General features: G+C 62.0%; 18 protein-coding genes, 1 tRNA gene and 1 pseudogene. 13 read left to right on the plus strand and 7 right to left on the minus strand.

The features are described 5' to 3' along the window. Window positions 1-170 precede the first annotated feature (170 nt). Window positions 171-2660 carry a P-loop NTPase gene (locus tag AC1DUN_RS01465; RefSeq protein WP_477712395.1) on the minus strand — a complete coding sequence of 830 codons (2490 nt, stop codon included), beginning with the start codon at window positions 2658-2660 and terminating at the stop codon, window positions 171-173. A 1005-nt stretch (window positions 2661-3665) separates the two neighbouring features. On the opposite strand from AC1DUN_RS01465, the gene AC1DUN_RS01470 reads away from it, so the two are divergent. Next, entirely contained in the window at window positions 3666-4583 is a 918-nt protein-coding gene (locus tag AC1DUN_RS01470; protein ID WP_477712396.1) for a hypothetical protein, read from the plus strand. Between the two features lie 700 nt (window positions 4584-5283). Here the strand turns inward: AC1DUN_RS01470 and AC1DUN_RS01475 are convergent. Beyond that, window positions 5284-5553, minus strand: a complete 270-nt coding sequence (locus tag AC1DUN_RS01475) for a helix-turn-helix domain-containing protein (protein WP_477712397.1) — start codon at window positions 5551-5553, stop codon at window positions 5284-5286. 94 nt (window positions 5554-5647) lie between these two features. Here AC1DUN_RS01475 and AC1DUN_RS01480 point away from each other — a divergent pair, with 94 nt between their 5' ends. Further along, entirely contained in the window at window positions 5648-6298 is a 651-nt protein-coding gene (locus AC1DUN_RS01480; RefSeq protein ID WP_477712398.1) for a hypothetical protein, read from the plus strand. Here AC1DUN_RS01480 and AC1DUN_RS01485 read toward each other — a convergent pair. The 3 genes and pseudogenes from AC1DUN_RS01485 to ychF all read right to left on the minus strand — a co-directional run bounded on the left by AC1DUN_RS01485 (window position 6295) and on the right by ychF (window position 8845). Further along, window positions 6295-7257 (minus strand): tyrosine-type recombinase/integrase, encoded by a 963-nt coding sequence (locus AC1DUN_RS01485; RefSeq protein WP_477713112.1) that lies wholly within the window; start codon window positions 7255-7257, stop codon window positions 6295-6297. The two genes, AC1DUN_RS01480 and AC1DUN_RS01485, sit on opposite strands and share 4 nt — an antisense overlap. A 60-nt stretch (window positions 7258-7317) precedes the next feature. Then, window positions 7318-7575: pseudogene (locus AC1DUN_RS01490) on the minus strand (Arm DNA-binding domain-containing protein); the annotation flags it as partial. Between the two features lie 178 nt (window positions 7576-7753). After that, the gene (ychF, locus tag AC1DUN_RS01495) at window positions 7754-8845 is read right to left on the minus strand and encodes a redox-regulated ATPase YchF (RefSeq protein WP_074576293.1); all 1092 of its coding nucleotides are present in this window, start codon (window positions 8843-8845) and stop codon (window positions 7754-7756) included. 64 nt (window positions 8846-8909) lie between these two features. On the opposite strand from ychF, the gene AC1DUN_RS01500 reads away from it, so the two are divergent. Further along, complete coding sequence (locus AC1DUN_RS01500; RefSeq protein ID WP_477712399.1) at window positions 8910-10760, plus strand: sensor domain-containing diguanylate cyclase; 1851 nt, start codon at window positions 8910-8912, stop codon at window positions 10758-10760. Here the strand turns inward: AC1DUN_RS01500 and AC1DUN_RS01505 are convergent. Beyond that, complete coding sequence (locus AC1DUN_RS01505) at window positions 10745-11629, minus strand: MOSC domain-containing protein (protein ID WP_477713113.1); 885 nt, start codon at window positions 11627-11629, stop codon at window positions 10745-10747. The two genes, AC1DUN_RS01500 and AC1DUN_RS01505, sit on opposite strands and share 16 nt — an antisense overlap. 124 nt (window positions 11630-11753) lie before the next feature. Between AC1DUN_RS01505 and AC1DUN_RS01510 the strand changes: the two genes are divergently transcribed. The 3 genes from AC1DUN_RS01510 (at window position 11754) to AC1DUN_RS01520 (ending at window position 15529) form a co-directional block, all read left to right on the plus strand. Further along, window positions 11754-12872, plus strand: a complete 1119-nt coding sequence (locus AC1DUN_RS01510) for an FAD-dependent monooxygenase (RefSeq protein WP_477712400.1) — start codon at window positions 11754-11756, stop codon at window positions 12870-12872. Window positions 12873-12929: 57 nt separating this feature from the next. Beyond that, window positions 12930-13649, plus strand: a complete 720-nt coding sequence (locus AC1DUN_RS01515; protein ID WP_477712401.1) for a DsbC family protein — start codon at window positions 12930-12932, stop codon at window positions 13647-13649. A gap of 65 nt (window positions 13650-13714) precedes the next feature. Further along, complete coding sequence (locus AC1DUN_RS01520) at window positions 13715-15529, plus strand: M61 family metallopeptidase (protein ID WP_477713114.1); 1815 nt, start codon at window positions 13715-13717, stop codon at window positions 15527-15529. 1 nt (window position 15530) lies between these two features. On the opposite strand, the gene AC1DUN_RS01525 is transcribed toward AC1DUN_RS01520, so the two are convergent. After that, window positions 15531-16343, minus strand: a complete 813-nt coding sequence (locus tag AC1DUN_RS01525; protein ID WP_477712402.1) for an enoyl-CoA hydratase-related protein — start codon at window positions 16341-16343, stop codon at window positions 15531-15533. A 111-nt stretch (window positions 16344-16454) separates the two neighbouring features. On the opposite strand from AC1DUN_RS01525, the gene AC1DUN_RS01530 reads away from it, so the two are divergent. From AC1DUN_RS01530 to AC1DUN_RS01560, 7 genes are all read left to right on the plus strand, one after another. Further along, window positions 16455-17243 carry an enoyl-CoA hydratase gene (locus tag AC1DUN_RS01530; protein ID WP_477712403.1) on the plus strand — a complete coding sequence of 263 codons (789 nt, stop codon included), beginning with the start codon at window positions 16455-16457 and terminating at the stop codon, window positions 17241-17243. Window positions 17244-17384: 141 nt separating this feature from the next. Then, a tRNA-Met gene (locus AC1DUN_RS01535) sits at window positions 17385-17461 on the plus strand. Window positions 17462-17599: 138 nt separating this feature from the next. Then, entirely contained in the window at window positions 17600-18100 is a 501-nt protein-coding gene (locus AC1DUN_RS01540) for a hypothetical protein (RefSeq protein WP_477712404.1), read from the plus strand. A gap of 108 nt (window positions 18101-18208) precedes the next feature. Continuing rightward, window positions 18209-19564, plus strand: coding sequence for a tRNA (N6-isopentenyl adenosine(37)-C2)-methylthiotransferase MiaB (gene miaB / locus AC1DUN_RS01545; protein WP_477712405.1), 1356 nt, complete (start codon window positions 18209-18211; stop codon window positions 19562-19564). A gap of 29 nt (window positions 19565-19593) precedes the next feature. Then, window positions 19594-21015 (plus strand): sensor histidine kinase, encoded by a 1422-nt coding sequence (locus tag AC1DUN_RS01550; RefSeq protein WP_477713115.1) that lies wholly within the window; start codon window positions 19594-19596, stop codon window positions 21013-21015. Beyond that, window positions 21002-21679, plus strand: a complete 678-nt coding sequence (locus AC1DUN_RS01555; protein WP_477712406.1) for a hypothetical protein — start codon at window positions 21002-21004, stop codon at window positions 21677-21679. The genes AC1DUN_RS01550 and AC1DUN_RS01555 overlap by 14 nt, the downstream gene beginning before the upstream one ends. Continuing rightward, window positions 21676-23061, plus strand: a complete 1386-nt coding sequence (locus AC1DUN_RS01560) for a sigma 54-interacting transcriptional regulator (RefSeq protein ID WP_477712407.1) — start codon at window positions 21676-21678, stop codon at window positions 23059-23061. Before AC1DUN_RS01555 ends, AC1DUN_RS01560 begins: the two co-directional genes overlap by 4 nt. Window positions 23062-23237 lie beyond the last annotated feature (176 nt).

Consider the following 23237-nt stretch of genomic DNA (forward strand, 5'->3'; position numbering starts at 1 on the left):
ACTGGCTAATTGGAAATGGCTTACGCCGCTCCATAATTCCTCCTTCTCTGCAAGCGCTAGGGCACCACTGGACGGCGCATGGATTTGATGATTGCTGGGAAAGTGCAACCGAACCCAGCGTGACGCGTTCGATGTCGACGAGCTTATAAGGGCGGTCTAGTTCTAGAGTGTTACTTCGCTTCGGGATTGACGGAGAGCATCAACCATCGACGCTGAAATTCCGCAAGACCCGCAGCCCCAATTTTTGATCGCTCCTCGAATACCCTTGAGCTGTGCGCGGCTCGCATCCAATCCTCCCAAGCCGACGTGAGTCTTGCAGTTTCACTAGCAAAAACTCTCAGCTTCACAGCCTGTAGCGCGTAGGTGAAGAAAGTGACGTAGGGGTGTTCCCACACTAGGCCTTCTGCCGCAGAAATCTGTCGAGCCCGCTCCAGGGAAGCAATTCCCTCCCAAAATCTGTCGACTGCGACTTGATCCTCGAGCTTCATCGCGAGCTTTAGGCAGACTTTCCCCAATGTGGTGTGGACGAAAGAGTCTCTCCCGTGAATATTCACGGCCTTCTTAGCATACGAGTAGGCCATCAGATCGCGGTCTTCTTCGCTCGCTAGCAGAGCACGCTGCTCCCAGAATCTAGCATTCCATCCGAACGAATTCTCAAGCCTCGCGTACCAGGGTTCCGCTACGTTACCTAAATCGCGGCGGACGTTGTCAGAGTCCATCAAATTCTTGACGATGAGATATGGGATCGTGCGATTGGTAACGCTGAGCGGCACAACCAGGGGGGCAACTCGAAGCGCAATGTTCGTTGACCATTCGAATTTTTCCTCCAGACTGAGGCCACTCCAGGCGAACTTCGCGAACGCACTATTTCTAAGGCGAATTCCCGTGCTGTCTAGATAGGCTATATCCGCTAGCGGGCCATTCTCTTCAACCATCGCATCAATCGACGATCGGCTCGACAGGGCCGATGCAATGAAAAAGGGAAGCGAGTAACCGAAGCGTTGAACGCATGCAGTTGCGGCGAGAAGATTTCGGGCGCCATCGCCGGCCGACCCAGATGAACGCAGAATTTTCAGCAAAGCATCTCTGTAGTCCTTAGCGTTCTCTAGGCTCTCAAGCCACTCAAGAAGACGGGAGCTATAGGTCTGCTTGAAAATCTTCCATCCCTCTTCCTTGGGTTGGCCAGTCGCACTCCCGAGCCGGGCTTTCGCGGAGCGCTTTTCATAGATACGAAAGAAGTCGTTCTTCTCCAATGGCTCCTGAGGGTAGGACCGGACGGCGGCTTTTGCAATGTCGCCGAGAACTGCACGTTTCCTGTTGTTCTCTGAAGCTAACACCACTCGAATGTGTGCATTTTTGTCAATTGCTTGCTGAATCAGGTCATGGATGGAGGAAGAAAAATCTGCCGCATCATCCATGAGAAGCACAGCCGAACTCTTGATTTTGAGGTAATCCAGCACGACGGACGTGTCGAACAACTGTTCTCCCCTGAAAAGCCAAACCTCTTGTCCTCGTGACGCTAGGTTGTGAGCGACCCGTAGCAATGTTGTGGACTTCCCCGATATTGGCCCCCCAGTGATTAAGGCAATTTTTGCTGGTTCCTTTTCTACGCGAGAAATCCAATCGGTAAGGTCCTCAGCCAAAGACAAAGGAGCGTCGAGTTCGCCGCATATATGCCCCCAATTTGCCTCCGCCGAGGCATAAAAATCCAATGCCTTGCGAGTGCTGATCGGCTCCGGTCTCGTTGCTTCAAGTTGTCTGAAGGCACTACGCAGTTCGTTCCGCCCCGCGAGAACCGCTGCGCCCATATACTGAGACGCTCGCAGGTAGTCCTGAACGTCATTTGCAAGTGCCGCGAAAAACTCATCACCCGTAGCCTTCACCGGAGTAAGCCCATAACGCGTCTCCATCCGAGCTTCTTGTCCGGCAGCAAAAGAAGGCAGGACTACTAGCGAAGGTGCACCTCCCCGCTGCTTGGACCGATTCCCAAACTCTAGGACGGAGATCAAGTCAAACTCGTCCTGAAGGCGTGCGCCGCATACGATGAACGGCTTCTGCGAAAATTCAGACCGAAACTCTGCGTGCCAACCCGGCAGGGCCTCGCTCCTTGTTGCGTACTCCTTTAAAGAGAAAATCAGTGACCCTCCACCAGCGGCTAGACGTGAAGCCATGCCGTGAAGATGGACTAGTTGAAGTTCGGATTCGCCCCGATCTCGCGGTTTAAATTCGTCTGTCCAGTTGAAGGGAACTAATCGCTTGGAGGAGCCAAGTGGTCGGGCTCGCTGAATGACATCGTCAATATTCAGACTCCATATTCGCTTCCAGTTCAGCGAATGAAGCACTGATTGCCAGGTCGGTTTGGTGTTGGTAAAGCGTTGCTCCAGGAACTTGTTTAGCCGTGCCGCGCTCGGCGATTGGACTGCATCGCCATACACCAAGCTCAAGTTTTCGCTGTCCGGTGGTTCAAGTCCCAGCGAAAGAACATCGTTAATCTCCTTTGCCAGATGAACGGCGCCCTTCAGCTTGCCWTTGTCCCCACCTTCGACGTCGTAACTCGCGCCCGCTCCTAGCAAAAGGCTATAGGCTCGCCCCGCCACCCCTTCGATGACCGCTTTTGCCACGTCCTCGCTCATCTTGAACTTGTCTACCAACTGCGGCATATCAACTCCTCGTTTGATTCGACTTTATATCAAGTCGAACCAGAATGATTTCCGATAGTCGCATCGTATTCAAGCTGTTGGAATATCGCTGACGAAGCTCGCATATTCGGGCGTCCCGATCTCCTATTTGGCCGTCTCTATTTTTTGGTCTTCTTGCGTGCCCTGCTGTCGACATGGGCAGCGCCCTCGCCTTACCCCCACTAACGGCGTCCAGAGCCACCACAAGGCGCGAGCGTTCACGGCCCGCTTCTGGCTCTAAATTAACTCGTCTTGCCGCACCCAGGTAGGCACTGGATCCAGGAGCATGATCAGATTTTCAAGGCTTCGGGGCCACGGTGGCGGCTGTGGCAACAAGAGCGCTACTCTCGGCGAAGGCAATCATCTTCAAATGGCAGATTGCCACTTGCAGATCCTTTGCCCATGCGGGTTGGCGCGGGACTGAACCGTCTAGAGGAAGCATTCTTTCAACCGCAATCTAGATTGCCCAGAACGCATTACAGACGGGGCATTCGCGTGACTAATTCCACAACTTCAAGGTTTGTTTCGTCCAAACGTGCAGTAAAAGGCCACTCCTTCCTATATCCCATTGTGGTCGCCATTTTCACCCCTGCGTGACCCGCCTGCGGAGCCATTGCCCGAAGTTCGGTGCATAGGCTTGCGTATGAAACCCTCTCCGCATAGTGTGGGAGTTCGGAACAGGGATGTCAGTTTCACAGAGATGCACGAATGAGAGATAGAGATGATCAAGGCTATATTGAGTGCCTTGGCGAGCCTGACCTTGATACAGACGACGACTACGCGCGCCGCTTGTTCGAAACAGGCGACATGGGCGTAGTTCCAGCTCGGCGCTACCCTTGCGTTCTCGGGCCTAGTTTGCGAGCAAAAAGATGGCGCGCCGTCATGGGGTCGGGGGAAGAGGAGCAAGTGCGTGGTCTTGAACGTCAGACACAACTTGAGTATCCCGAGCGGTATATCCAGAAATTCCGGCGGCGACCGCGTACTGCCATGCCTACCCTTAATGAACGACTCATCGGTACGACTCAGTTCCGAGAAGCATACAGTGCGGTGGCATATGCGAACAGTCAGGGGGCGATCCTGAACACGCACATCACTTTGACTTGGTCGCTTCTCGGCTATGAAAGTGATGCAGACGCGAGTGCAGCCTTGCAAAGCGGTTACATAAAGCATATGCGCGAGTGGTTCCGGCACAAGCAAGACCCTTTGTCGCGTCCCTTCGTTTGGATTTACGCGCACGAGCGGAGTGTGTCTGCGGGGCTTCATACCCACCTTCTAGTCTCCATCCCCCTTGAATGGCAAGCGGACTTTAGAGCATGGAACGACGCGAGAATAGTTCGTCTGACAAAGCGGCTCCCTCTGCCAAAAGAGGCGGTATTTATCTCTGCCGTTGGCTCAGACCAATTGACGGTGCACCAGTGGCGGCAATTTGGGTACTTGATGAAGAGCATAGATCCGCGAGCGACACTGCCCGTCTACCCTGGGGGTGTGGCAACTATGCCTTTGTCCGACCTAGTGCCATGGGCGCATGAAGGTCCCGGCTACGTGAATTGCAAACTCCGCATCGGAATTGCACAGGAAATTCGGTCATCGGCACGCAATCAGGCGCAGTACCGATCCCTTCTAGACTGGGGCATTACGGATGTCCGGCTGCTCTTTGGCGATTTTGATTTGAAAGGGTGGCAATGGGCTCAGAAGGAAGCAGAGTACGCCTCAAACCTCGATATCAAGGACGCAGAACTAGCGCTTCTGGCGGTGGCGAATGAGAGGGATCGCGCGGATGAAGAATTCCAGCGGCAGTACACCAGCTGGCTCAGCACCGTGAAAGCGCGCGATGAACGGTTTGTTGAATTGGACAGGCTTAGAGCTTCTCAACTAAAGGCCGTAACAAAGCTCTTCAACCTCTAGGGCAGCGGGCGGAATGAGTCTGGGTGCGCCCAAAGGGCAGCGGGACATCCGTAATGCCCCAGTCTAGAAGGGATCGGTACTGCGCCTGATTGCGTGCCGATGACCGAATAGGCGGGGTGCGGCTCATCCTGTATGAACTCGACTTGAGTTGATGGCCTCCTAGGTATTGCGAGAACCAAAAGTGCAAGTCTCACAAAGCGGCGGCGGTAGGCGGTAGGCGGTAGGCGGTAGGCGGTGGTGGGTGGGTGGGTGGTGGGTGGTGGGTGGTGGGTGGTGGTGGTCAGGGGATGGTCATAGTTATTTAGAGTCTGGAAACTCGCCATCCCAGAAGTTGCCACTTCATTTTGCTGGCACAGCTGAGCATTGAATCAGCGCAAACCCACGCTTAACGTCCAAGGCTCGGTAACGCCTCAAACCAGCGGCGAGCCTCTGTGATGGGAACTATTGTGCGTTTTCCGAATTTGCGGACCGTCAATCTGCCATGTTTTATTTCTGAGTACACCGCAGTACGCCCAATACCCGCCCACGCACAAAAAGCGTCTACGGAAAAGCCGCCAAGGTCTGAAAGGGGAATTTGATTCATGTTTGCTCCGGTTGGTGGAGCGCCCATGTAGAAAGGTCAAGGCACTCTCGGCAGAGGGCACAGCAAATTCCAACTCGAATTGCTCACCCCCACCGCGAGCTGTGGCAGCCAAAGAAATTAATTCTTTGAGGCGACGCGTAGCTCCTTGCGATACCGAACCATGACGGCAGCAATAAGTTCAGAGGGTTGGGTTTCTAGCGCTTCGGAAAGCAGCACAAACGCCGAAAGCGAAGGTTGGTTTCTGGCTGTCTCAAGTCGAGCGATGAAAAGTGGACCAAGCTCGGCGCGATGAGCCAATTCCTCTTGACTAATTTCTAATTTCGCTCGGCGAGCCTTCAATTCAGCCGCCAAAGACTTGAGAAGAGCAGGGTTACGGACGCCGGGCATGCGTGACTGTCTACGCCCGATGCCAATAGAGCACTTACATATATGATAGTAAACGGCGACATTGCCGATTTAATCTTAGTTGGAGGAGAGGTTGATGCACCGGAGTTTCCTTTGCAGCGCTTTGGCAGCTGCATTTTTAGCTGGTTGTTCCTCATCGCCGTCCGATAGCGACGTCAAAAAAGTCGTTGAAGACATGCTCGGTAGATGCCCATACCTGTCGCTGGCAAGCTTCAAAAAAGTAAACGGCATGGCTGTTGGCGATAACCTCCATTCCGTGGACGTCTTGTTCGCGGTGCAGGTAGCACCCGTGCCTGGGGCAAAGGAAATCGTCGAAAAGAGTAAGGCCGATGCAACGGCTCTAGATGAGAAACTGGTTGCAGCGACGGAGGTCAAAGTTCAAGCGTACGCAAAAGACCAAGAGTACGAAACCCAAAAAGCCCAAGCCTTGCAAGCAAAAGATACCGCCCTGAGTGAGTCACTGCTCAGGGAGCAAATCAAACTGGGCGAGGAGATCAAGGAGTACGAGCGTAAAGTTGACTCACTTGAGCGGCAGAAGCGTGCCCTTTACTCGGCAACGGTAGACCCAATAACAGCCAGAGTGAATAGTGAATGTGCAAACGTTCACAACACGATCGGGGTGTACGAGAACGGCAAGCTTGACCAGTACGTCACGTCCTTCACTAGGGATTTTTCGAGGACGCTTCGACTTATAAAAACCGACAACGGTTGGCGCACCGCCCTTTAAGGGACGGGCTGAACACTCTTTCCCGCCTGCTGTGCTTGCGCGATTGCGGAGGCGGTCCAAGAGTCCAGAAGATCAGCCCAAGCTTGCATCATCTTTGCCCGTTCCGGAAGGTGATCGGCGTGGTTGTACGTGCGCCGGACAGAATTGGGGTCTTCGTGGGCGAGTTGACGCTCAATCCAGTCGGATGAATACCCCAATTCGTTGAGGCAAGTACTTCCGGTGGTTCGGGTTGCGTGCGGGCTGAAGCGCCCTGCCCATCCAAGGACTTTGAGCATTTGCCGAAAGGAGGCCGTCACCATGGGCAGCATCTTGTTGTCCCGATGAACAAAGACGTGCTTCCTCCCTCCCGTTAGCGTGTGCATTCCCTTGAGTAATTCTCCAGCTTGGATTGGCAGAGGAAGGAGGTGCGCTTTGCGCTTTTTCATGCGCTCAGCAGGAATCCGCCATAGATTTTTTTCCAGGTCGAACTCCGACCATTCAGCCTCCATCACCTCCGAGGGCCGCGCCAAGGTAAGCCACATCAAACGGAATGCTGCTTGAATTTGGTAGTGGCCGCCATATTGGTCCACATCCCTGAGCAGTTTACCCACTTCATCCGCACCCAGGGCCCGCTTGTGCTGCGTCTTGTTCGCTGCGATGGCCTTTCGGACAGGATAAACAGGATCAACTTGAGCGCGCAGCGTAGCAATCGCGAATTCGAAAGTCGACGACATAGTGCGCCGGGCTTCAGCGGCTACCGTGGGCCCATTTTCTTTCTCAATCCGCTTCAGTACAGCAAGTATTTGCACGGGCACGATCCGACTAGCGGCGAATTGTCCAATGTGGGGGAACACAAGCCTTTCCAGCATCTTCAAGCGGCGGTCTTTGGTAACGCGTTCCCAATCTTTTGTCGCTAGCCATTCTTCCGCGATAAGTTGAAATGTATTGGCACGTTCGTGACCAGCTTGGATTTTGTCCAATCGCTTCTGGTGTGACGGATGCACCCCTTGCGCGACGAGCTTTCTGGCCGACTCACTTTGCTCGCGCGCGTCACGCAAGAGTATTTGAGGGTAGGTGCCAAGCGCATACCTGTTTTCCCTCCCGGCCAAGCGGTACTTCCATCGCCATAGCTTGGATCCTGAGGGCATGACTTCGAGATACAGCCCCCCGCCACAGGAGATTTTGTAGGACTTGTCCGCTGGCTTTGCAGACCTCAACCGAGAGTCGCTCACGCCACGGCTAAGCGCCCTACTGCGCAAGGAGGATATGGGGACTGCCGCAGGGGATTGTTCGTTCATTTGGGGGCATCGATTCGCATAAGCAAACGCCCTTGATCATATGCCCCCTGCAATGCCCCCGGCGCTACAGAATGCCGGCGAACAGTTACGAACATCTGCGAACAAATAATCCTTTAAAAATCAAGGGACTATTGGAGATGAGGGACGCCCATGAACATTCGCGAACAGGGATTTCTGCTTAGCTGCTGAACAGGAAGTTCATCACGTCGCCGTCCTTGACGACGTATTCCTTGCCTTCGCTGCGCATCTTGCCGGCGTCCTTGGCGCCTTGCTCGCCCTTGTAGGCGATGTAGTCGGCAAACGCGATGGTCTGGGCGCGGATATAGCCTTTTTCAAAATCGGTGTGGATCACGCCGGCCGCCTGCGGGCCGGTGTCGCCGACATGGATGGTCCAGGCACGCACTTCCTTGACGCCCGCGGTGAAGTAGGTCTGCAGGCCCAGCAGCTTGTAGGCCGCCAGGATCAGGCGGTTCAGGCCCGGCTCGTCCTGGCCGATTTCCGCGAGGAACATTTTTTTGTCTTCCTCTTCCATGTCGGCCATTTCGGCTTCCATCTTGGCGCAGATCGCCACCACGGGCGCCTTCTGCGCTTCGGCGTAGGCTTTCAGGCGGTCCAGCAGCGGGTTGTTGTCAAAACCGTCTTCGGCCACATTGGCCACAAACATGGCGGGCTTGGCGGTGATCAGGAAGAACTGCTTGAGCAGCGGCAGCTCTTCCTTGCTGAAGTCCAGGGTGCGCACCGGCTTGCCCTCGTTGAGAGCGGCCTGGCATTTCTCGAGGATGACAACCAGCTTGGCGGACTCCTTGTCGCCCGAGCGCGCGACCTTGGTCACGCGCTGCAGGGCTTTTTCGACGGCGGCCAGGTCGGCCAGGCAGAGTTCCGTCTGGATGACTTCGATGTCGGAGATCGGGTCCACCTTGCCCGCCACATGGATGACGTTGTCGTCTTCAAAGCAGCGCACCACATTGATAGTGGCATCGGTTTCCCGGATGTGGGCCAGGAATTTGTTGCCCAGGCCTTCGCCCGTGCTGGCGCCCGCCACCAGGCCGGCGATGTCCACAAATTCGACGATGGCCGGAACAATGCGTTCGGGCTTGACGATCTCCGCCAATTGGGCCAACCTCGGATCGGGCACTTCCACAATGCCGACATTCGGCTCTATGGTGCAAAAAGGGTAGTTCTCGGCCGCGATCCCCGCTTTGGTCAACGCGTTGAAAAGGGTGGATTTTCCGACGTTAGGCAAGCCTACAATGCCGCACTTCAAACTCATGAGAAACCTTCAAAAACAGGCTGAGAAGTGTATTCGATGCGCGCTCGGCCGGGGTTGGGGTGCTTTGCGGCAGGCCTTCGCCACCCTTTTGCTGGGCGGGTCTTTGCTGCTGCAGGCCGCGCCTGCGCAGGCCCAGCCGGTCATGGCCCTGAACGACGCGAACCCGGTCATGGACGCGCGCACCAGCGGCCTCATGTGGATAGATGCCAGCGGCCAGGCCAGCATTGAGCAAGTCGCCGGCGGCAGCAAGGCGGGTGCGGCCTTCGTCCCGCCGGCCGCGGACACCATTCATTCGCTGGGCCCCCAGGCGGCGCTGTGGCTGCATTACCGCTTTGCCCGGTCTTCCGGCTCGCATCAGGACTGGCTGCTGGCCTTTCCCCTGCCCTTGCTGGACCTGGCGACCGTGTACCAGCGCACCAGCGCAACGGGCGGCTGGACTTCCCAGACCGCCGGGGACACCGTGGCGGTCTCCAGCTGGCCAGAGCCCGGCCGCTACGGGCAGTTCGAGCTCAACCTGCCGAACGACGGCGTGTACGACGTCTATGTGCGCATACAGCACCAGACGGAAGTCAGTATTCCGGTCCAGGTCAGCACGCGCAGCAGCCTGGCGCAGCGGCTTCAGCTGGAATACCTGGCCATAGGCGTGGTGTTCGGCGCGCTGGTACTGCTGATCGTCGCCTGCGTGGTCCAAAGCTGGGTCTACCGCGACAAAGCCTACGGCTGGTATGCCGTTTACGCATCCATCATGGCGCTGGTGGTGGCGGCCTGGACCGGCGTGGCCGGCCATTTGCTGTGGAGCAACTTCAGCGCCTGGAACAACATGGCACAGGGCTGCCTGGCGATCCTGGGCGGCGGCTCGGCGCTGCTGGTGGTGCATCACCTGTGCGGCGCGGGTTCGCGCCACAGGTGGTTTGAGCGCCTGGCCTACTGGACCGGCGCGGCCGGCGTGCCGCTGGCCCTGGTCTATCTTGTTCTGGAGCGCGGGCTGGGCGTACGCCTCATCAGCGCCTACCTGGTGGCGGTGGTGGTCATGGGGATCAGCCGGGCCTTCATGACGTGGCGGCGCCAGGACGTCGTCGGCTTCTGGGTGCTGGCGGCCTTTGTCCCGCTGGGGCTGGTGACGCTCATGACCGTCACCAGCATCCTCGGGCTGTTTTCGGTGTCGTGGCTGTCCCAATACGGCTTGATGGCGGCGCTGGCGATTGAAGTGCCCCTGCTGCTGGTGGCGCTGAACATGCGCTCGCGCGAACGCCACGCGGTGGAGGCGCGCGAGCAGGCCATGTCCAGCCAGGACGCGCTCACCGGCCTGCTGGCCGCCCACCTTTTCCACGACCGCTTCAAGCAGGTGGTGGGCCGGGCCCAGCGCCACAAGGAACCGGCCGCGGTGGTCTACATCGAGCTGGTCAACTACCGCTACATCAAGAAGACCTGGGGCACGGCCGTGGCCGAGCAGAGCCTGCTGCGCAGCGTCATCAAGCTGCGCCGCATCCTGCGCGACGTCAACACGGTGGGGCGCATCGACGAAGCCCGCTTCGGCCTGATCCTCGAAGGCGTTTCATCGCGCGCGCCCGTCACCGACCTGGCGGCTCGCCTGATCGCCGCCGGCCTGATGCCGCTCAAGGGCCTGAAACCGGAGGTGGTGCTGCAGTTCCATGTCGCGGGCGTGCTCTTTAGCGAGCGCCTGGGCAGCCATGAAGAAATTTCCGCGGCCCTGGCCGACCTGCTGCACAGCATGGCCGCGCGTACCCGCCGGCCCATCCGGTTTCTGGAGCCGGAATCGACACATCCCATGCCGCTGGCGACCGACTCAGGCTTTGACGGTGCCGATTCCGGGCCGCAAGCGCCCGCAGCGGCCGACACGCCCCACGCAGCCCATGCGCCGCTGCGGGCGGTCAAAAGTCACTCAAACCGGTAGCTGGCGCCCACCGCCTGGCCCACCTTGAGCTGGTGGTCAATGCCGGCCAGCACAATGGCGTTCATGCCGAAGGTCAGCGCGCCGTTGACGCGCGGGTCCTGCCGGTAGGTCTGCAGCATGTCGCCCACCTCGGGGCTGCTGGTCGCCGTGGCCGGATCGATATTGGGAATCGGGCAGCGCGGGCAAGGCTTGACCGGCTTGAGCTGCGCCGGGCCCTGCTCCGTCGCGATCTGCAGCAGGTCGACGCGGTCCTCGTCATGCGGCGCCAGGCCTTGGTCGCCGGCCGCGTCGCCCAGCACGATGTTGGGACGAAAGCGCTCCATGCCCACGGCGGCCGCACCCGCGGCAACAAGCTTTTCATTGAACTGCGCGAGCGAGGCCTCGCTGAGCACCAGCAGCGAATAGCCGTCGCTGAACTGGTTGAGCGCCTCCAGGCCGCCGGTCCACTCGGTGTTGCAGACCCGCTTGTGTTCGGGATCGAAACGCACCAGGCGCGCCGTGCGGCCCAGGAAGTCGCTGAACCACTGGGCGGCGATGGGGCCCATGTCGTAGGCCTGGACCTCGTCCTTCCAGACCTTCACGCGCACCGGCTCCTCGACCTGGTCCAGGGCAATATGCAAGGCCAGCATGCCGGGCGCGCGCAGCACCATGTCGTGGTACCTGAGCTGTGGCTTGATCAGCGCCATGCGCGGCAATTCGCGCTGCGTGAGGAAATGCCCTTTGTCGTCCACCACCATCCAGGCGCGGTCGAATTCCAGTCCGGTCTCGGTCAGCAAGGCCTCCTGCACCTGCACACCGGCGCAGGATTTGACCGGGTACACATAGAGGCGCGAGATCACCGCGTTCAGGTCAAATGCGGCATCGGCCATGGCGGGGCTTGCCGGTGTGTCGTTCAGTGCGTGGCTCACGTCGTCAAATCCTTGTGAATGCGGGAAAGGAGGGAAAAGGGGCTGGGCCGAAACGCCGATTTTGCCCTGCCTTCTAAAATGGGGCATGTCCAAGACTTTTGATGTCTGTATCCGCGGCGACGGCGTGGTAGGCCGCACGCTGGCCCTATTGCTGGCGCGTGAGCGTTTGCGCGTGGCCCTGGTCGCCCGCCCTGAAAAAGCCGCGGGAGCGCAGCCCGCCGATGTACGCGCCTACGCCCTGAACAGCGCCTCGCGCGGTGTGCTTGAGGCCTTGCGCGCCTGGCCCGAAGCGGCCTTTGCCACGCCGGTGCTGGAAATGCAGGTCTGGGGCGACGACGGCGGCAAACTCGATTTCACCGCGCGCAGCGTGGGCCAGGACGCGCTGGCCTGGATTGTGGACGTCCCGGCGCTGGAGCAGCAACTGGTGCAGGCGGTGCGCTATCAGCCGCAGATTGAAACCGTGGCCGAACCGGCCAAAGCCGCGCTGCAGGTGATCTGCGAAGGCCAGAAAAGCGCCAGCCGCGACGAATTCGGCCAGTTGCGTCCGGTCAACTGGACGGTCAAGCCCTACCCGCAAAAAGCCATCGCCGCCCGGCTGGAGCTGGGCATCCCCCACGGCGGTGTGGCGCGCCAGTGGTTCACCGGCGGCGATATCCTGGCTTTGCTGCCCTTATCCGGCGGCCAGGGGAACTTGGCGGCGCTGGTGTGGTCAGTCTCTGTGGAACGCGCCGGCGCGCTGGAAAAACTGTCGCCTGAAGAATTCTGCAAGGCCCTGGAGGCCGTGTGCGGCCAGGAAGCCGGCAGCTTGCGGCTGACCAGCGAGCGGGCCAGCTGGCCGCTGTCGCTGTCAAGTGCCGGGCATTGGGTCGGTCCGGGCTGGGCGCTGGCCGGCGATGCGGCGCACACGGTGCACCCGCTGGCGGGCCAGGGCCTGAACCTGGGCCTGGCCGACGCGGCCTGCCTGGCCGGTGTGCTGGCGCAGCGTGAATACTGGCGCGGGCTGGGTGACGAAAAACTGCTGCGCCGCTACGAAAGGGCCCGCAAGGCCGACGTCGCGGCCATGGGTGCGGTGACCGATGGTTTGCACGGGCTTTTTGCGCAGACCGATGGGCGCTGGCAGGCTTTGCGCAATTGGGGTATGAAGGGCTTTGAACGCAGCGGTTTCCTGAAAAATTGGCTGACGCGGCAGGCCGCGGGTTTGTGAGTTATTGAATTTTGTGAAACAGGCCGGCCGAAAAATGCCGAAACACCGGGAATGACCATGAGAATTCTGAAAACCATCACCGTCCTGGGCCTGCTGGCCTGCGGCCTGAGCTCCGCCTTCGCGCAGGAAGCCGCGATCCGCAAAAACCTGGCGGAAAGAATGCCCGCTTTCGCCAAGATCGATGAAATCAGCAAGACACCCATCAACGGCCTTTACGAAGTCCGGATCAACGAAAGCGATATTTTTTACACCGACGCCGAAGGCAACTTCCTGATCCAGGGCAACCTCATCGACGTGCGGGCCAAACGCAACCTGACCGAAGAGCGCGTGGAAAAACTCAGCGCCATCGACTTTGCCGCCCTGCCCATCAAGGATGCCTTCACCATCGTGCGCGGCAACGGCAAGCGCAAGCTGGCGGTGTTTGAAGACCCCAACTGCGGTTATTGCAAACGTTTCGAGCGCGACCTGCAAAAGGTCAACGACGTCACCGTTTACATGTTTCTTTTTCCCATCCTGAGCCCGGACTCCACCGACAAGGCCAAAAACGTCTGGTGCGCCAAGGACCAGGGCAAGGCCTGGCTGGACCTGATGGTGCGCGACCAGCCTGTGGCCAAGGGCAGCTGCGACACCTCCGTGCTGGAGCGCAACCTGGCCCTGGGCAGGAAACACAAGATCACCGGCACGCCCACGCTGTTTTTTGAGGACGGCTCGCGCGTCCCCGGCGCCATCAACGCGCAGCAGGTCGAGCAGCAACTGGTCGCTGCCAAAACACGCTAAAACCTGTTCACGGCCTGAGCAGGCTCCAGGACCGCCGGGCCAACCTGGGGTATTCTGTGCGCAAGATGCCAGGCCCCACACGAAATACCCGCCCCCCTGTCCACTACCGCGTCGAAATCGGCGACCTTCACGCCCATCTCTTTCGCGTCACCCTCACCATCGCCCAGCCCGATGCGCTGCAGCGGGTTTCCTTGCCCGTCTGGATTCCCGGCAGCTACCTGGTGCGGGAATTCTCCAAAAACCTGCAAAAGCTCGAGGCCCGGCAGGCCGGCAACACGCCGCTACCGGTGGAGCAGCTCGACAAATGCAGCTGGCAGGTTCAATGCTCGCCCGCCAGGCCGCTGGTGCTGCGCTACGAGGTGTATGCCAACGACAACTCGGTTCGCACCGCCTGGCTGGATGCGAACCGCGGTTTTTTCAACGGCACCAGCCTGTGCCTGAGGGTGCAGGGCCGGGAAAAGGCCGAACACCTGCTGGAGGTCCCGGCGCCCAAGTCGCTCAAAGGCTGGTCGCTGGCCACGGGCCTGGCGCCGCGCGATACCAACAAGCAGGGCTTTGGCAGTTATGCGGCGGCCGACTACGACGAACTGGTCGATTGCCCGGTGGAAATGGGCGCCTTCTGGAGCGGCAGCTTCACGGCGCGCGGCGTGCCGCACCGCGTGGTGGTGGCGGGCGCCACGGCAAGTTTCGACGGCGCCAGGCTGCTGGCCGACACGCAGAAAATCTGCGAAACCGAAATCCGCTTCTGGCATGGCGCCAAAAAAGCGCCCTTCCGCCATTACCTGTTCATGCTCAATGCTGTCGACGACGGCTACGGCGGGCTGGAACACCGCAACTCCACCGCGCTGATCTGCAAGCGCCAGGACCTGCCGCGTGTGGGTGAAGCCCGCAGCACCGAGGGCTACACCACGCTGCGCGGCCTGATCAGCCACGAGTACTTCCACACCTGGAACGTCAAGCGCCTGCGCCCCGCGGAATTTGAAAACTACGACTACACCGGGGAAAACTACACCCGGATGCTGTGGTTTTTCGAGGGCTTCACCAGCTACTACGACGACCTCTTCCTGCGCCGCGCCGGCCTGCTGGACAACGCCGGCTACCTCAAGCTGCTCAACAAGACCATCAACCAGGTCATGCAAACCCCGGGCCGGCTGGTGCAGTCGGTGGCCGAGGCCAGCTTCGATGCCTGGGTGAAGTACTACCGGCAGGATGAAAACACACCCAACGCCACGGTGAGCTACTACACCAAGGGCTCATTGGTGGCGCTGTGCTTTGACCTCACGCTGCGCGGCGAGGCCAGGGAGCACAAGCGTGCCAAAGCCGGCACGCTGGACGACGTGATGCGCGCCCTCTGGCTGCGCTGCAGGGCCGGCCCCATGCGCGAGGCCGATTTCGCGGAAGAACTCACGGCGGCCGGGCACAGGCCGTACGCGGCGGAACTCGCCCGCTGGGTCCACGGGCGGGACGAGCTGCCGCTCAAGGCGCTGCTGCAGCAGCACGGCGTGGCAGTGCTGGAAGAGCCCGCGCAGCTGGCCCACCGGCTGGGCCTGCGCGTGGGCGAAAGCCAGGGCGTGGTGCAAGTCAAGACGGTGCTGCGCGGCGGAGCCGCCGAGCGGGCCGGCTTTGCGGCCGGCGATGAATGGCTGGGGCTGGAGCCCGCCACCAAGGCTGCGGCGCGGGGCATGGACGGCGGCTGGCGCATGAGCCGGCTCGACGACCTCACGCACTACGCCGGCGACGCCAAAAAAGTCATCGCCCTGGTGTCGCGCGACAAGCGCCTGATGCGGCTGGCGCTGGCCATGCCGCCGGCGCTGACCACCTGGCGCCTGGCGGTGCAGGACGCGGCGCTGATGGACCAGTGGCTGGGGCCCAAGGCCTGAGCTATTCGCCTTTGAAAGCCGCGGGCCGCTTTTCCAGGAAAGCGGCTACGCCCTCAAAATAATCGTGTGTGCGGCCCAGGGCCGACTGCATGTCGCGCTCCGCATCCAGCTGCTGGTGCAGGGTGCGCGTGAGGCCCTCGCGCATCAGCTGCCGGGTTGCCACCAGGGCCCGCGTCGGCAGCGCGGCCAGCCGCTGCGCCAGGGCCACGGCGGCGGCCAGCGCGTCGTCCGCCACTTCCCAGACCAGCCCCCATTCCTTGGCCTGCGCCGCCGGCAGCTTGTCGCCCGTGAGCGCCAGGCCCATGGCGCGGGCCAGCCCCAGCTTTTGCACCAGCAGCCAGCTGCTGCCCGCATCGGGCACCAGGCCTATCTTGCTGAAAGCCTGGATAAAGCTGGCGCCGGGCGCGGCCACCGCCATGTCGCACGTCATGGCCAGCGAAGCGCCCGCCCCCGCGGCCACGCCGTTGACGGCCGCCACCGTGGGCATGCGCAGCCCCAGCAACCGGCGCGCCGTGGGGTTGAAGGCCTGGTCGATCAGCGGGCCCGGGTCGGCGCGTTCGACCAGGCCGGGGCCGGGCGCGAAATCAAATTCCGCGAGGTCGGCGCCCGCGCAAAAGCCGCGGCCGGCGCCGGTGACCACCAGCGCGCGCACTTGCGTGTCGGCCTCGGCCCGGTCCAGCGCGGCCCAGAGCTCGCGGTGCATTTGCCGCGTAAAACTGTTGAGCGCCTGGGGGCGATTCAGCGTGACGACGGCCACGGCGCCTTGTGTGGCATACAAAACAACGGGGTCGGCGGTGGAAGCGGTATCGGTCATGGCGGGGCTCTCCTGCCTCGAATCTAGCACCCACGGCGGGACGGGGCAGGGTCCCGGCTCATGGCATCATTGCCCAGCATTTCCCCGTATTCCCGGCAAAGGACTTCTTTCATGACCTACGAAACCATTGAAACCCGCACCGAAGGCCCGGACGGCCGCAAGGTCGCCATCGTCACGCTGAACCGGCCCAAACAGCTCAACGCCCTGAACGACCAGTTGATGGACGAACTGGGCCAGGCGCTCAAGGGCTTTGACGCCGACGAGGGTATAGGCTGCATCATCCTGACCGGCAGCGAAAAGGCTTTTGCGGCCGGTGCCGACATAGGCGCCATGGCCACTTACACCTTTGCCGACGTCTACAACAAGGACTACATCAGCCGCAACTGGGAGCAGATCCGCAGCGTGCGCAAGCCGGTGATCGCCGCCGTCAGCGGCTTCGCCCTGGGCGGCGGCTGCGAACTGGCCATGATGTGCGACTTCATCATCGCCGCCGACAACGCGCGCTTCGGCCAGCCCGAGATCAAACTGGGCATCATCCCGGGCGCCGGCGGCACGCAGCGCCTGCCGCGCGCGGTGGGCAAGTCCAAGGCCATGGACCTGGCCCTGACCGGCCGCATGATGGACGCCCAGGAGGCCGAGCGTTCGGGCCTGGTGAGCCGCGTGGTGCCGCTGGACAAGCTGATGGACGAGGCCCTGGGCGCCGCCCTCATGATCTGCGGCTTTGGCCAGACCAGCCTCATGGCCGCCAAGGAGGCGGTCAACCGCGCCTTTGAAAGCGGCCTCAGCGATGGCGTGATGTTCGAGCGCCGCCTGTTCCACGCGCTGTTTTCCACCGACGACCAAAAGGAAGGCATGGACGCCTTTGTGAACAAACGCAAGCCGGTTTTTAAACACAAGTGAGCCCCAACCCCAGCAGGGGCCGCGGGACTGGCTCTGCCAGACCGCAGGCGCCGCCCCCTCGAGGGGGGGACAAGCTACACGAAGTGAGCTTGGACGGGGGTGGATTTATACCTTCAGTTTTGGCTATAATATGAGGCTGTCGGTCGTATAGCTCAGTTGGTTAGAGCGCAGCATTCATAATGCTGATGTCGGTGGTTCAAGTCCACCTACGACCACCAAGAATGCTTTCAAAGCCCCAGAGGGTCCCCTCCCCTGGGGCTTTGTTCTTTGTGTTCTTGGCCTTTGCGGGTCTTTTGTGGCGCGCTTCGGCCGTTCTTTGCTATCCTTTTGATATTCACAGCCTCTGGACACATACCATGAACCGCTGCAACTTCCGTCCGACTCCCTTGCTCCTGGCACTGGCCGCCTCTGCTGCTGCCCTGCTGGGCCTGCCCGCCCTGGCCCAGACCGACCAGAGCAGCCAGGCCGTCCAGGCCACGTCTTCCACCGAAGCCGTCAAACCCAATGTCAGGCAGTTCCCGGCCAAGGCCGTGCGCGGCGAAATGGTGGTGCTGGCGCCGCCGGTGATTTCCATTGACGGCAAGCGGGAACGGCTCTCGGTGGGCGCGCGTATACGCGACACCAACAACCACTTCACGCTGTCCGCGCCCTTGCTGAACAAGCCCCTGCTGGTGAACTACGTGCGCGACAACACCGGCCTGGTGCATGAAGTCTGGATCCTCAATGCGGAAGAGGCCAAGGAAAAACGGCCGGGCGGCACCGCCACGCTGTTCAACTTCACGACCGACAGCGCCAGCAAGGCGCCGGCGGACAACGGCAAGACGCCGTACGACCAGCTGCCCGCCTACAAGCGCTGAGTTCCCCCGCCCGGGCACGCCGTCTTCACGGCATTTCCCCTTTCTTCACGGGGCCTGGGCTGCTCCCCCCGTTTAACAGCGAATCCCAAGGCCGAGCGCCAGCAGATCATGAGTAAAAAAGTCTTTATCAAAACCTTTGGTTGCCAGATGAACGAGTACGACTCGGACAAGATGTCCGACGTGCTGCACGCGGCCGAGGGCTACGAGCCCACGCAGGACATGGAGCAGGCCGACCTGATTTTGTTCAACACCTGTTCGGTGCGCGAAAAGGCGCAGGAAAAGGTCTTCAGCGACCTGGGCCGCGTCAAGCACCTGAAGGAAAAAGGCGTGCTGATCGGTGTGGGCGGCTGCGTGGCCAGCCAGGAAGGCGCGGCCATTATCCAGCGCGCGCCCTACGTCGACGTGGTCTTCGGCCCGCAAACCCTGCACCGCCTGCCGCAAATGCTGGCCAGCCGGGCCCGCCTGGGCAAGCCGCAGGTCGACATCAGCTTCCCCGAGATCGAGAAATTCGACCACCTGCCGCCGGCGCGCGTCGAGGGCGCCAGCGCCTTCGTGAGCATCATGGAAGGCTGCTCCAAATACTGCAGTTACTGCGTGGTGCCCTATACCCGCGGCGAAGAGGTGTCGCGGCCTTTTGAGGACGTGCTGGTCGAGGTCGCGGGCCTCGCCGACCAGGGCGTCAAGGAAGTCACCCTGCTCGGGCAGAACGTCAACGCCTACCGCGGCCCCATGAGCACGCGTATCGGCGGCACGGCCGAGATCGCCGACTTTGCGACCCTGCTTGAATACGTGTCCGACATCCCGGGGATCGAACGCATCCGCTACGTGACCAGCCATCCCAACGAGTTCACGCAAAGCCTGATCGACGCCTACGCCAGGCTGCCCAAGCTGGTGAACCACCTGCACCTGCCGGTGCAGCACGGCTCCGACCGCATCCTGATGGCGATGAAGCGCGGCTACACCGCCATGGAATACAAGAGCACGGTGCGCAAGCTGCGCGCCATCCGCCCCGACCTGGCCATGAGCAGCGATTTCATCGTCGGCTTTCCCGGCGAAACCGAGGACGACTTCAACAAGCTCATGAAGCTGATCGACGAAATCGGCTACGACACCTCCTTCAGCTTCATCTACAGCCCGCGCCCCGGCACGCCCGCCGCCGCGCTGCACGACGACACGCCGCACGAGGTCAAGCTGCGGCGGCTGCAGCACCTGCAGGCCACCCTCGACGACAGCGTACGCGCCATCAGCGCCAGCCGCCAGGGCACGGTGCAGCGCATCCTGGTCGAAGGCACCTCGCGCAAGGACCCGACCGAGCTGATGGGCCGCACGGAATGCAACCGCGTGGTCAACTTCAAGGGCCAGCCACGGCTGATCGGCCAGATGGTCGACATCACCATCACCCAGGCCACGCAGCGTTCGCTGCGCGGCGAAGTCCTGACGCGGGACGTCCCCGTGGCGGCCTGAAGCCGCCCTTGCTCCACCACCCGACGCGCATGCTGCAGCGATTTTCGTTCCGGCAACTGCTGGTCATCGCTTTCCTGCTGATTGCCGCGCTGCTGGGCGCCGCCTCGCTGCGGGCGCTGTTCACCCTGGAAGAGCTCTCGCTGCAAAGCCGCGACAATGCCGCCCGGGCGCTGGACCTCAGCCGCGCGGCGCAGTCGCTCAGCGAGCGCAGCGTCTCCATGGAGCGCACTTCGCGGCAGTCGGTGGTGCTCGACGACCGGGTGCTCAGGGAGCGTTTTGCCGAAGAACTGAAGGAAGCCGGCGACATTCTGGCAACGCTGGCGCGCGAGGACATTCCCGCCGTCAGGGCCCGGCAATGGCGCGCCCACCTGCAGACGATTGCCGGCCTGCTGACCGGCCCGTCCGACACCGCGCTGGACCGCGAGCGCCAGCTGGCGCAGGAGTTCCGCGAACTGGAAGGCATCAACGCCGCCATCGCGGTGCAGGTGCAGCAAGCCATCCAGCAGCGCAACAAATCGCTGGAAGGCAAGCTGGAGGCCAGCCGGCAGCGCCTGACGCAGCAGGTGACCTGGGCCATCGTGCTGGCGGTCGCCATGGCCCTGGCCTTCGGTGTGTGGTTCACGCTGCCGCTGCGCCGCCTGGAAAACGCCATCGTGGGCCTGGGCGAAAACCGGCTCGGCCAGGTGATCGCCATCCAGGGGCCGGCCGACCTGGCGCTGGTCGGGCAGCGGCTGAACTGGCTGCGCCTGCGGCTGGTCGAGCTGGACGCCGACAAGTCGCGCTTTCTGCGCCACATCTCGCACGAGCTCAAGACGCCGCTGGCCTCGCTGCGCGAAGGCGTATCGCTGCTGGAAGACGGTGTGGCCGGCGCGCTGAGCAACGACCAGCGCGAGATCGCGCAAATCCTGAAGCACAACACCGGCGTCCTGCAAAGCCAGATCGAGGACCTGCTGCGCTTTAACACCGCGGCCTTCGAGGCGCGCCAGCTGCACCGGCAAAGCGTGGACCTGCTGCAGCTCATGGAAGAGCAGGTCTACGCGCAGCGCCTGCAGTGGCGCGCGCGCGAGCTGACGGTCACCGTCGTGGGCGAGCCGCTGGTGATGGAAATAGACGGCGAAAAAATCGGCACTGCGCTGGCCAACCTGCTGTCCAACGCCATCCGCTACTCGCCGGCCAAAGGCATGATCCGGCTGGAGCTGAGCGCCATGCGGGGTTTTGTGCGCATCGACGTGCACGACCAGGGCGTGGGCGTGGCGATGGCCGACCGGGAACGGATTTTCGAGCCCTTTTACCGCGGCGAACGCCAGCCGGCCGACGTGGTCCGCGGCAGCGGTATCGGCCTCTCAATCGTGCATGAATACATTGCCGCACACGGCGGAAGCATCACCCTGATGCCGGACCAGCCTGGTGCACACTTCAGAATAGAGCTTCCCCATCATGTTTCCAAGTAGTAATTTTTCCTCTTCCGTGCTTGCCGCCCGCCTCCCCGGCTGGCTGCCGGCCCTGATGGCATCCGCCTTGCTCGCCGCGTGCGGCAGCGGCGGCCGCGCCCCTGAGCGCGGCGCCGACACCGCGGCCGTCCAGCCCACCCGGGCCGCAGCCTCCGCCGCCGAGACCGCGCGCGCCGGTGCCGGCCAAACCACGCAGCTTCCCGAAGCGGTGGTATTTGCCAGCGGCATGACGCTGCGCATGCTGGCCTACGCCGAACGCGTGCGCGTCATGCCGCCGGCCGAACTCAGCCAGGAAGCCGGCCGGCTTGGCGACGCCGCCAGCCCCGAAGCCCAATTGCAGCTGTCGCTGGTGCTGAGCCAGTTGCGCCAGCTGCCCGAGCTGATACGCGCCCAGGAACTGCTTGCGCGCGTGCTCGGCAATGCCGACGCCCAGGCGCTGCACCCGCTGGCCCGCCTGCTGGCGTCGCGCTACAGCGAGCAGCGCCGGCTGGAGGAACAGCTGGAAAAGCAGAACCAGCAACTGCGCGACGTGCAGCGCCGGCTGGACCAGACCAACGAACGGCTCGAAGCGCTCAAGGCGATCGAGCGCAGCCTCACCAGCCGCCCGCCCGCGGCGCCGGCCTCGGCACCCGCCGCCGGCAGGCCTCGCCCCGCCGCGCCATGAACGACATCGGCAGCGCCATTTCGCCCCACCTGCTCGTCGTGGACGACGATGCGGACATGCTGCGCCTGCTCACCATGCGGCTCACCGCGGCGGGCTACCGCGTCACAACCGCCACCTCGGCCGAAGCGGCACTGACCCAGCTCCACATCGAGCGACCGCAGCTGGTGCTCAGCGACGTGCGCCTGCCCGGCAAGGACGGCCTGGCGCTGTTCGACGAAATCCGCCGGCAACATCCTTCGCTGCCGGTGATCCTGCTGACCGCGCACGGCACCATTCCCGACGCGGTGGAGGCCACCGAGCGCGGCGTGTTCACCTACCTCACCAAGCCCTTTGACGGCAAGGGCCTGCTCGACAAGATCGCCCAGGCGCTGGCCTTGAGCGCGCCCGCCAGCCCGGCCAAACGCGGCAGCCCCGAAGCCTGGCAGAGCCAGATCATCAGCCGCTCCAGCCGCATGGCCGAGGCCCTGGCCGAAGCGCGCATGGTGGCGCAGTCCGATGCCAGCGTGCTGCTGCGCGGCGAGAGCGGCACCGGCAAGGAACTGCTGGCCCAGGCCATCCACCAGGCCGGCCCGCGCGCCAGCAAGCCCTTTGTCGCGGTGAACTGCGGCGCCATCCCCGAAGCCCTGCTCGAATCCGAGCTCTTCGGCCACGTCAAGGGCGCCTTCACCGACGCGGTGGCCAACCACAAGGGCCTGTTCCAGGCGGCAGACGGCGGCACCTTGCTGCTCGACGAAATCGGTGACATGCCGCCCGCCCTGCAGATCAAGCTGCTGCGCGTGCTGCAGGAACGCGTGGTGCGGCCGCTGGGCTCCAGCCAGTCGATTCCGGTGGACGTGCGCATCATCTCGGCCACCCACCGCGACCTGGACGCCGCGATGGCCGAGGGCCAGTTCCGCGCCGACCTCTATTACCGGCTCAACGTTGTCACGCTGACCCTGCCGCCGCTGTCGGAGCGCCGCGAGGACATTCCCCTGCTGGCCAACCACTTCCTGCTGAAGCTGGCCGCCAAGTACGACAAGCGCCTGAGCGGCTTCGCGCCCGAGGCGCTCAAGGCACTGAGCACGGCCGCCTGGCCGGGCAATGTGCGGCAGCTCTACAACGTGGTGGAGCAGGTCTGCGCGCTGTCGACCACGCCGCTGGTGCCGCTGGCGCTGGTGCAGCGGGCCCTGCGCTCACCGAGTGTGCAGGTGCTCACGTTTGCCGAGGCCAGGCAGCGTTTTGAGCGCGACTACCTGGTGGGCCTGCTCAAGCTGACCGACGGCAACGTGGCGGACGCGGCCCGATTGGCGGACCGCAACCGCACCGAGTTTTACCGGCTGATGCAAAAACACGGCCTCACGCCAGGCCACTTCAAGGCCGAGAATTCCGGGCCGGCCAGCTGAGCCTGTCGCCGCTCGCCGCACCCCGTCGCTGAGCAGCGACACCTCTAAACCCTTGATTTAAAACAAGTTAATCCAAGCAGCCCTGGAAGTTGTCGCTCACTGGCGACAAAAACAGCGGTTCTGGGCGCTTTTGGGTCGGATTACATTTTGTTAAGTGAGGTATCAGATTCAAGCTG

The sequence above is a fragment of the Polaromonas sp. P4_F6 genome, from assembly GCF_056401275.1.

What these genes read in the sequence shown, in the direction of transcription:
- AC1DUN_RS01550 (WP_477713115.1), top strand. Translation starts at nt 19,594, where the DNA reads ATGCTGCAGCGATTTTCGTTCCGGCAACTGCTGGTCATCGCTTTCCTG.
- AC1DUN_RS01555 (WP_477712406.1), top strand. Translation starts at nt 21,002, where the DNA reads ATGTTTCCAAGTAGTAATTTTTCCTCTTCCGTGCTTGCCGCCCGCCTC.
- AC1DUN_RS01540 (WP_477712404.1), top strand. Translation starts at nt 17,600, where the DNA reads ATGAACCGCTGCAACTTCCGTCCGACTCCCTTGCTCCTGGCACTGGCC.
- AC1DUN_RS01510 (WP_477712400.1), top strand. Translation starts at nt 11,754, where the DNA reads ATGTCCAAGACTTTTGATGTCTGTATCCGCGGCGACGGCGTGGTAGGC.
- miaB (WP_477712405.1), top strand. Translation starts at nt 18,209, where the DNA reads ATGAGTAAAAAAGTCTTTATCAAAACCTTTGGTTGCCAGATGAACGAG.
- AC1DUN_RS01470 (WP_477712396.1), top strand. Translation starts at nt 3,666, where the DNA reads ATGCCTACCCTTAATGAACGACTCATCGGTACGACTCAGTTCCGAGAA.
- AC1DUN_RS01475 (WP_477712397.1), bottom strand. Translation starts at nt 5,553, where the DNA reads ATGCCCGGCGTCCGTAACCCTGCTCTTCTCAAGTCTTTGGCGGCTGAA.
- AC1DUN_RS01525 (WP_477712402.1), bottom strand. Translation starts at nt 16,343, where the DNA reads ATGACCGATACCGCTTCCACCGCCGACCCCGTTGTTTTGTATGCCACA.
- AC1DUN_RS01560 (WP_477712407.1), top strand. Translation starts at nt 21,676, where the DNA reads ATGAACGACATCGGCAGCGCCATTTCGCCCCACCTGCTCGTCGTGGAC.
- AC1DUN_RS01515 (WP_477712401.1), top strand. Translation starts at nt 12,930, where the DNA reads ATGAGAATTCTGAAAACCATCACCGTCCTGGGCCTGCTGGCCTGCGGC.
- AC1DUN_RS01530 (WP_477712403.1), top strand. Translation starts at nt 16,455, where the DNA reads ATGACCTACGAAACCATTGAAACCCGCACCGAAGGCCCGGACGGCCGC.
- AC1DUN_RS01480 (WP_477712398.1), top strand. Translation starts at nt 5,648, where the DNA reads ATGCACCGGAGTTTCCTTTGCAGCGCTTTGGCAGCTGCATTTTTAGCT.
- AC1DUN_RS01520 (WP_477713114.1), top strand. Translation starts at nt 13,715, where the DNA reads ATGCCAGGCCCCACACGAAATACCCGCCCCCCTGTCCACTACCGCGTC.
- AC1DUN_RS01505 (WP_477713113.1), bottom strand. Translation starts at nt 11,629, where the DNA reads ATGGCCGATGCCGCATTTGACCTGAACGCGGTGATCTCGCGCCTCTAT.
- ychF (WP_074576293.1), bottom strand. Translation starts at nt 8,845, where the DNA reads ATGAGTTTGAAGTGCGGCATTGTAGGCTTGCCTAACGTCGGAAAATCC.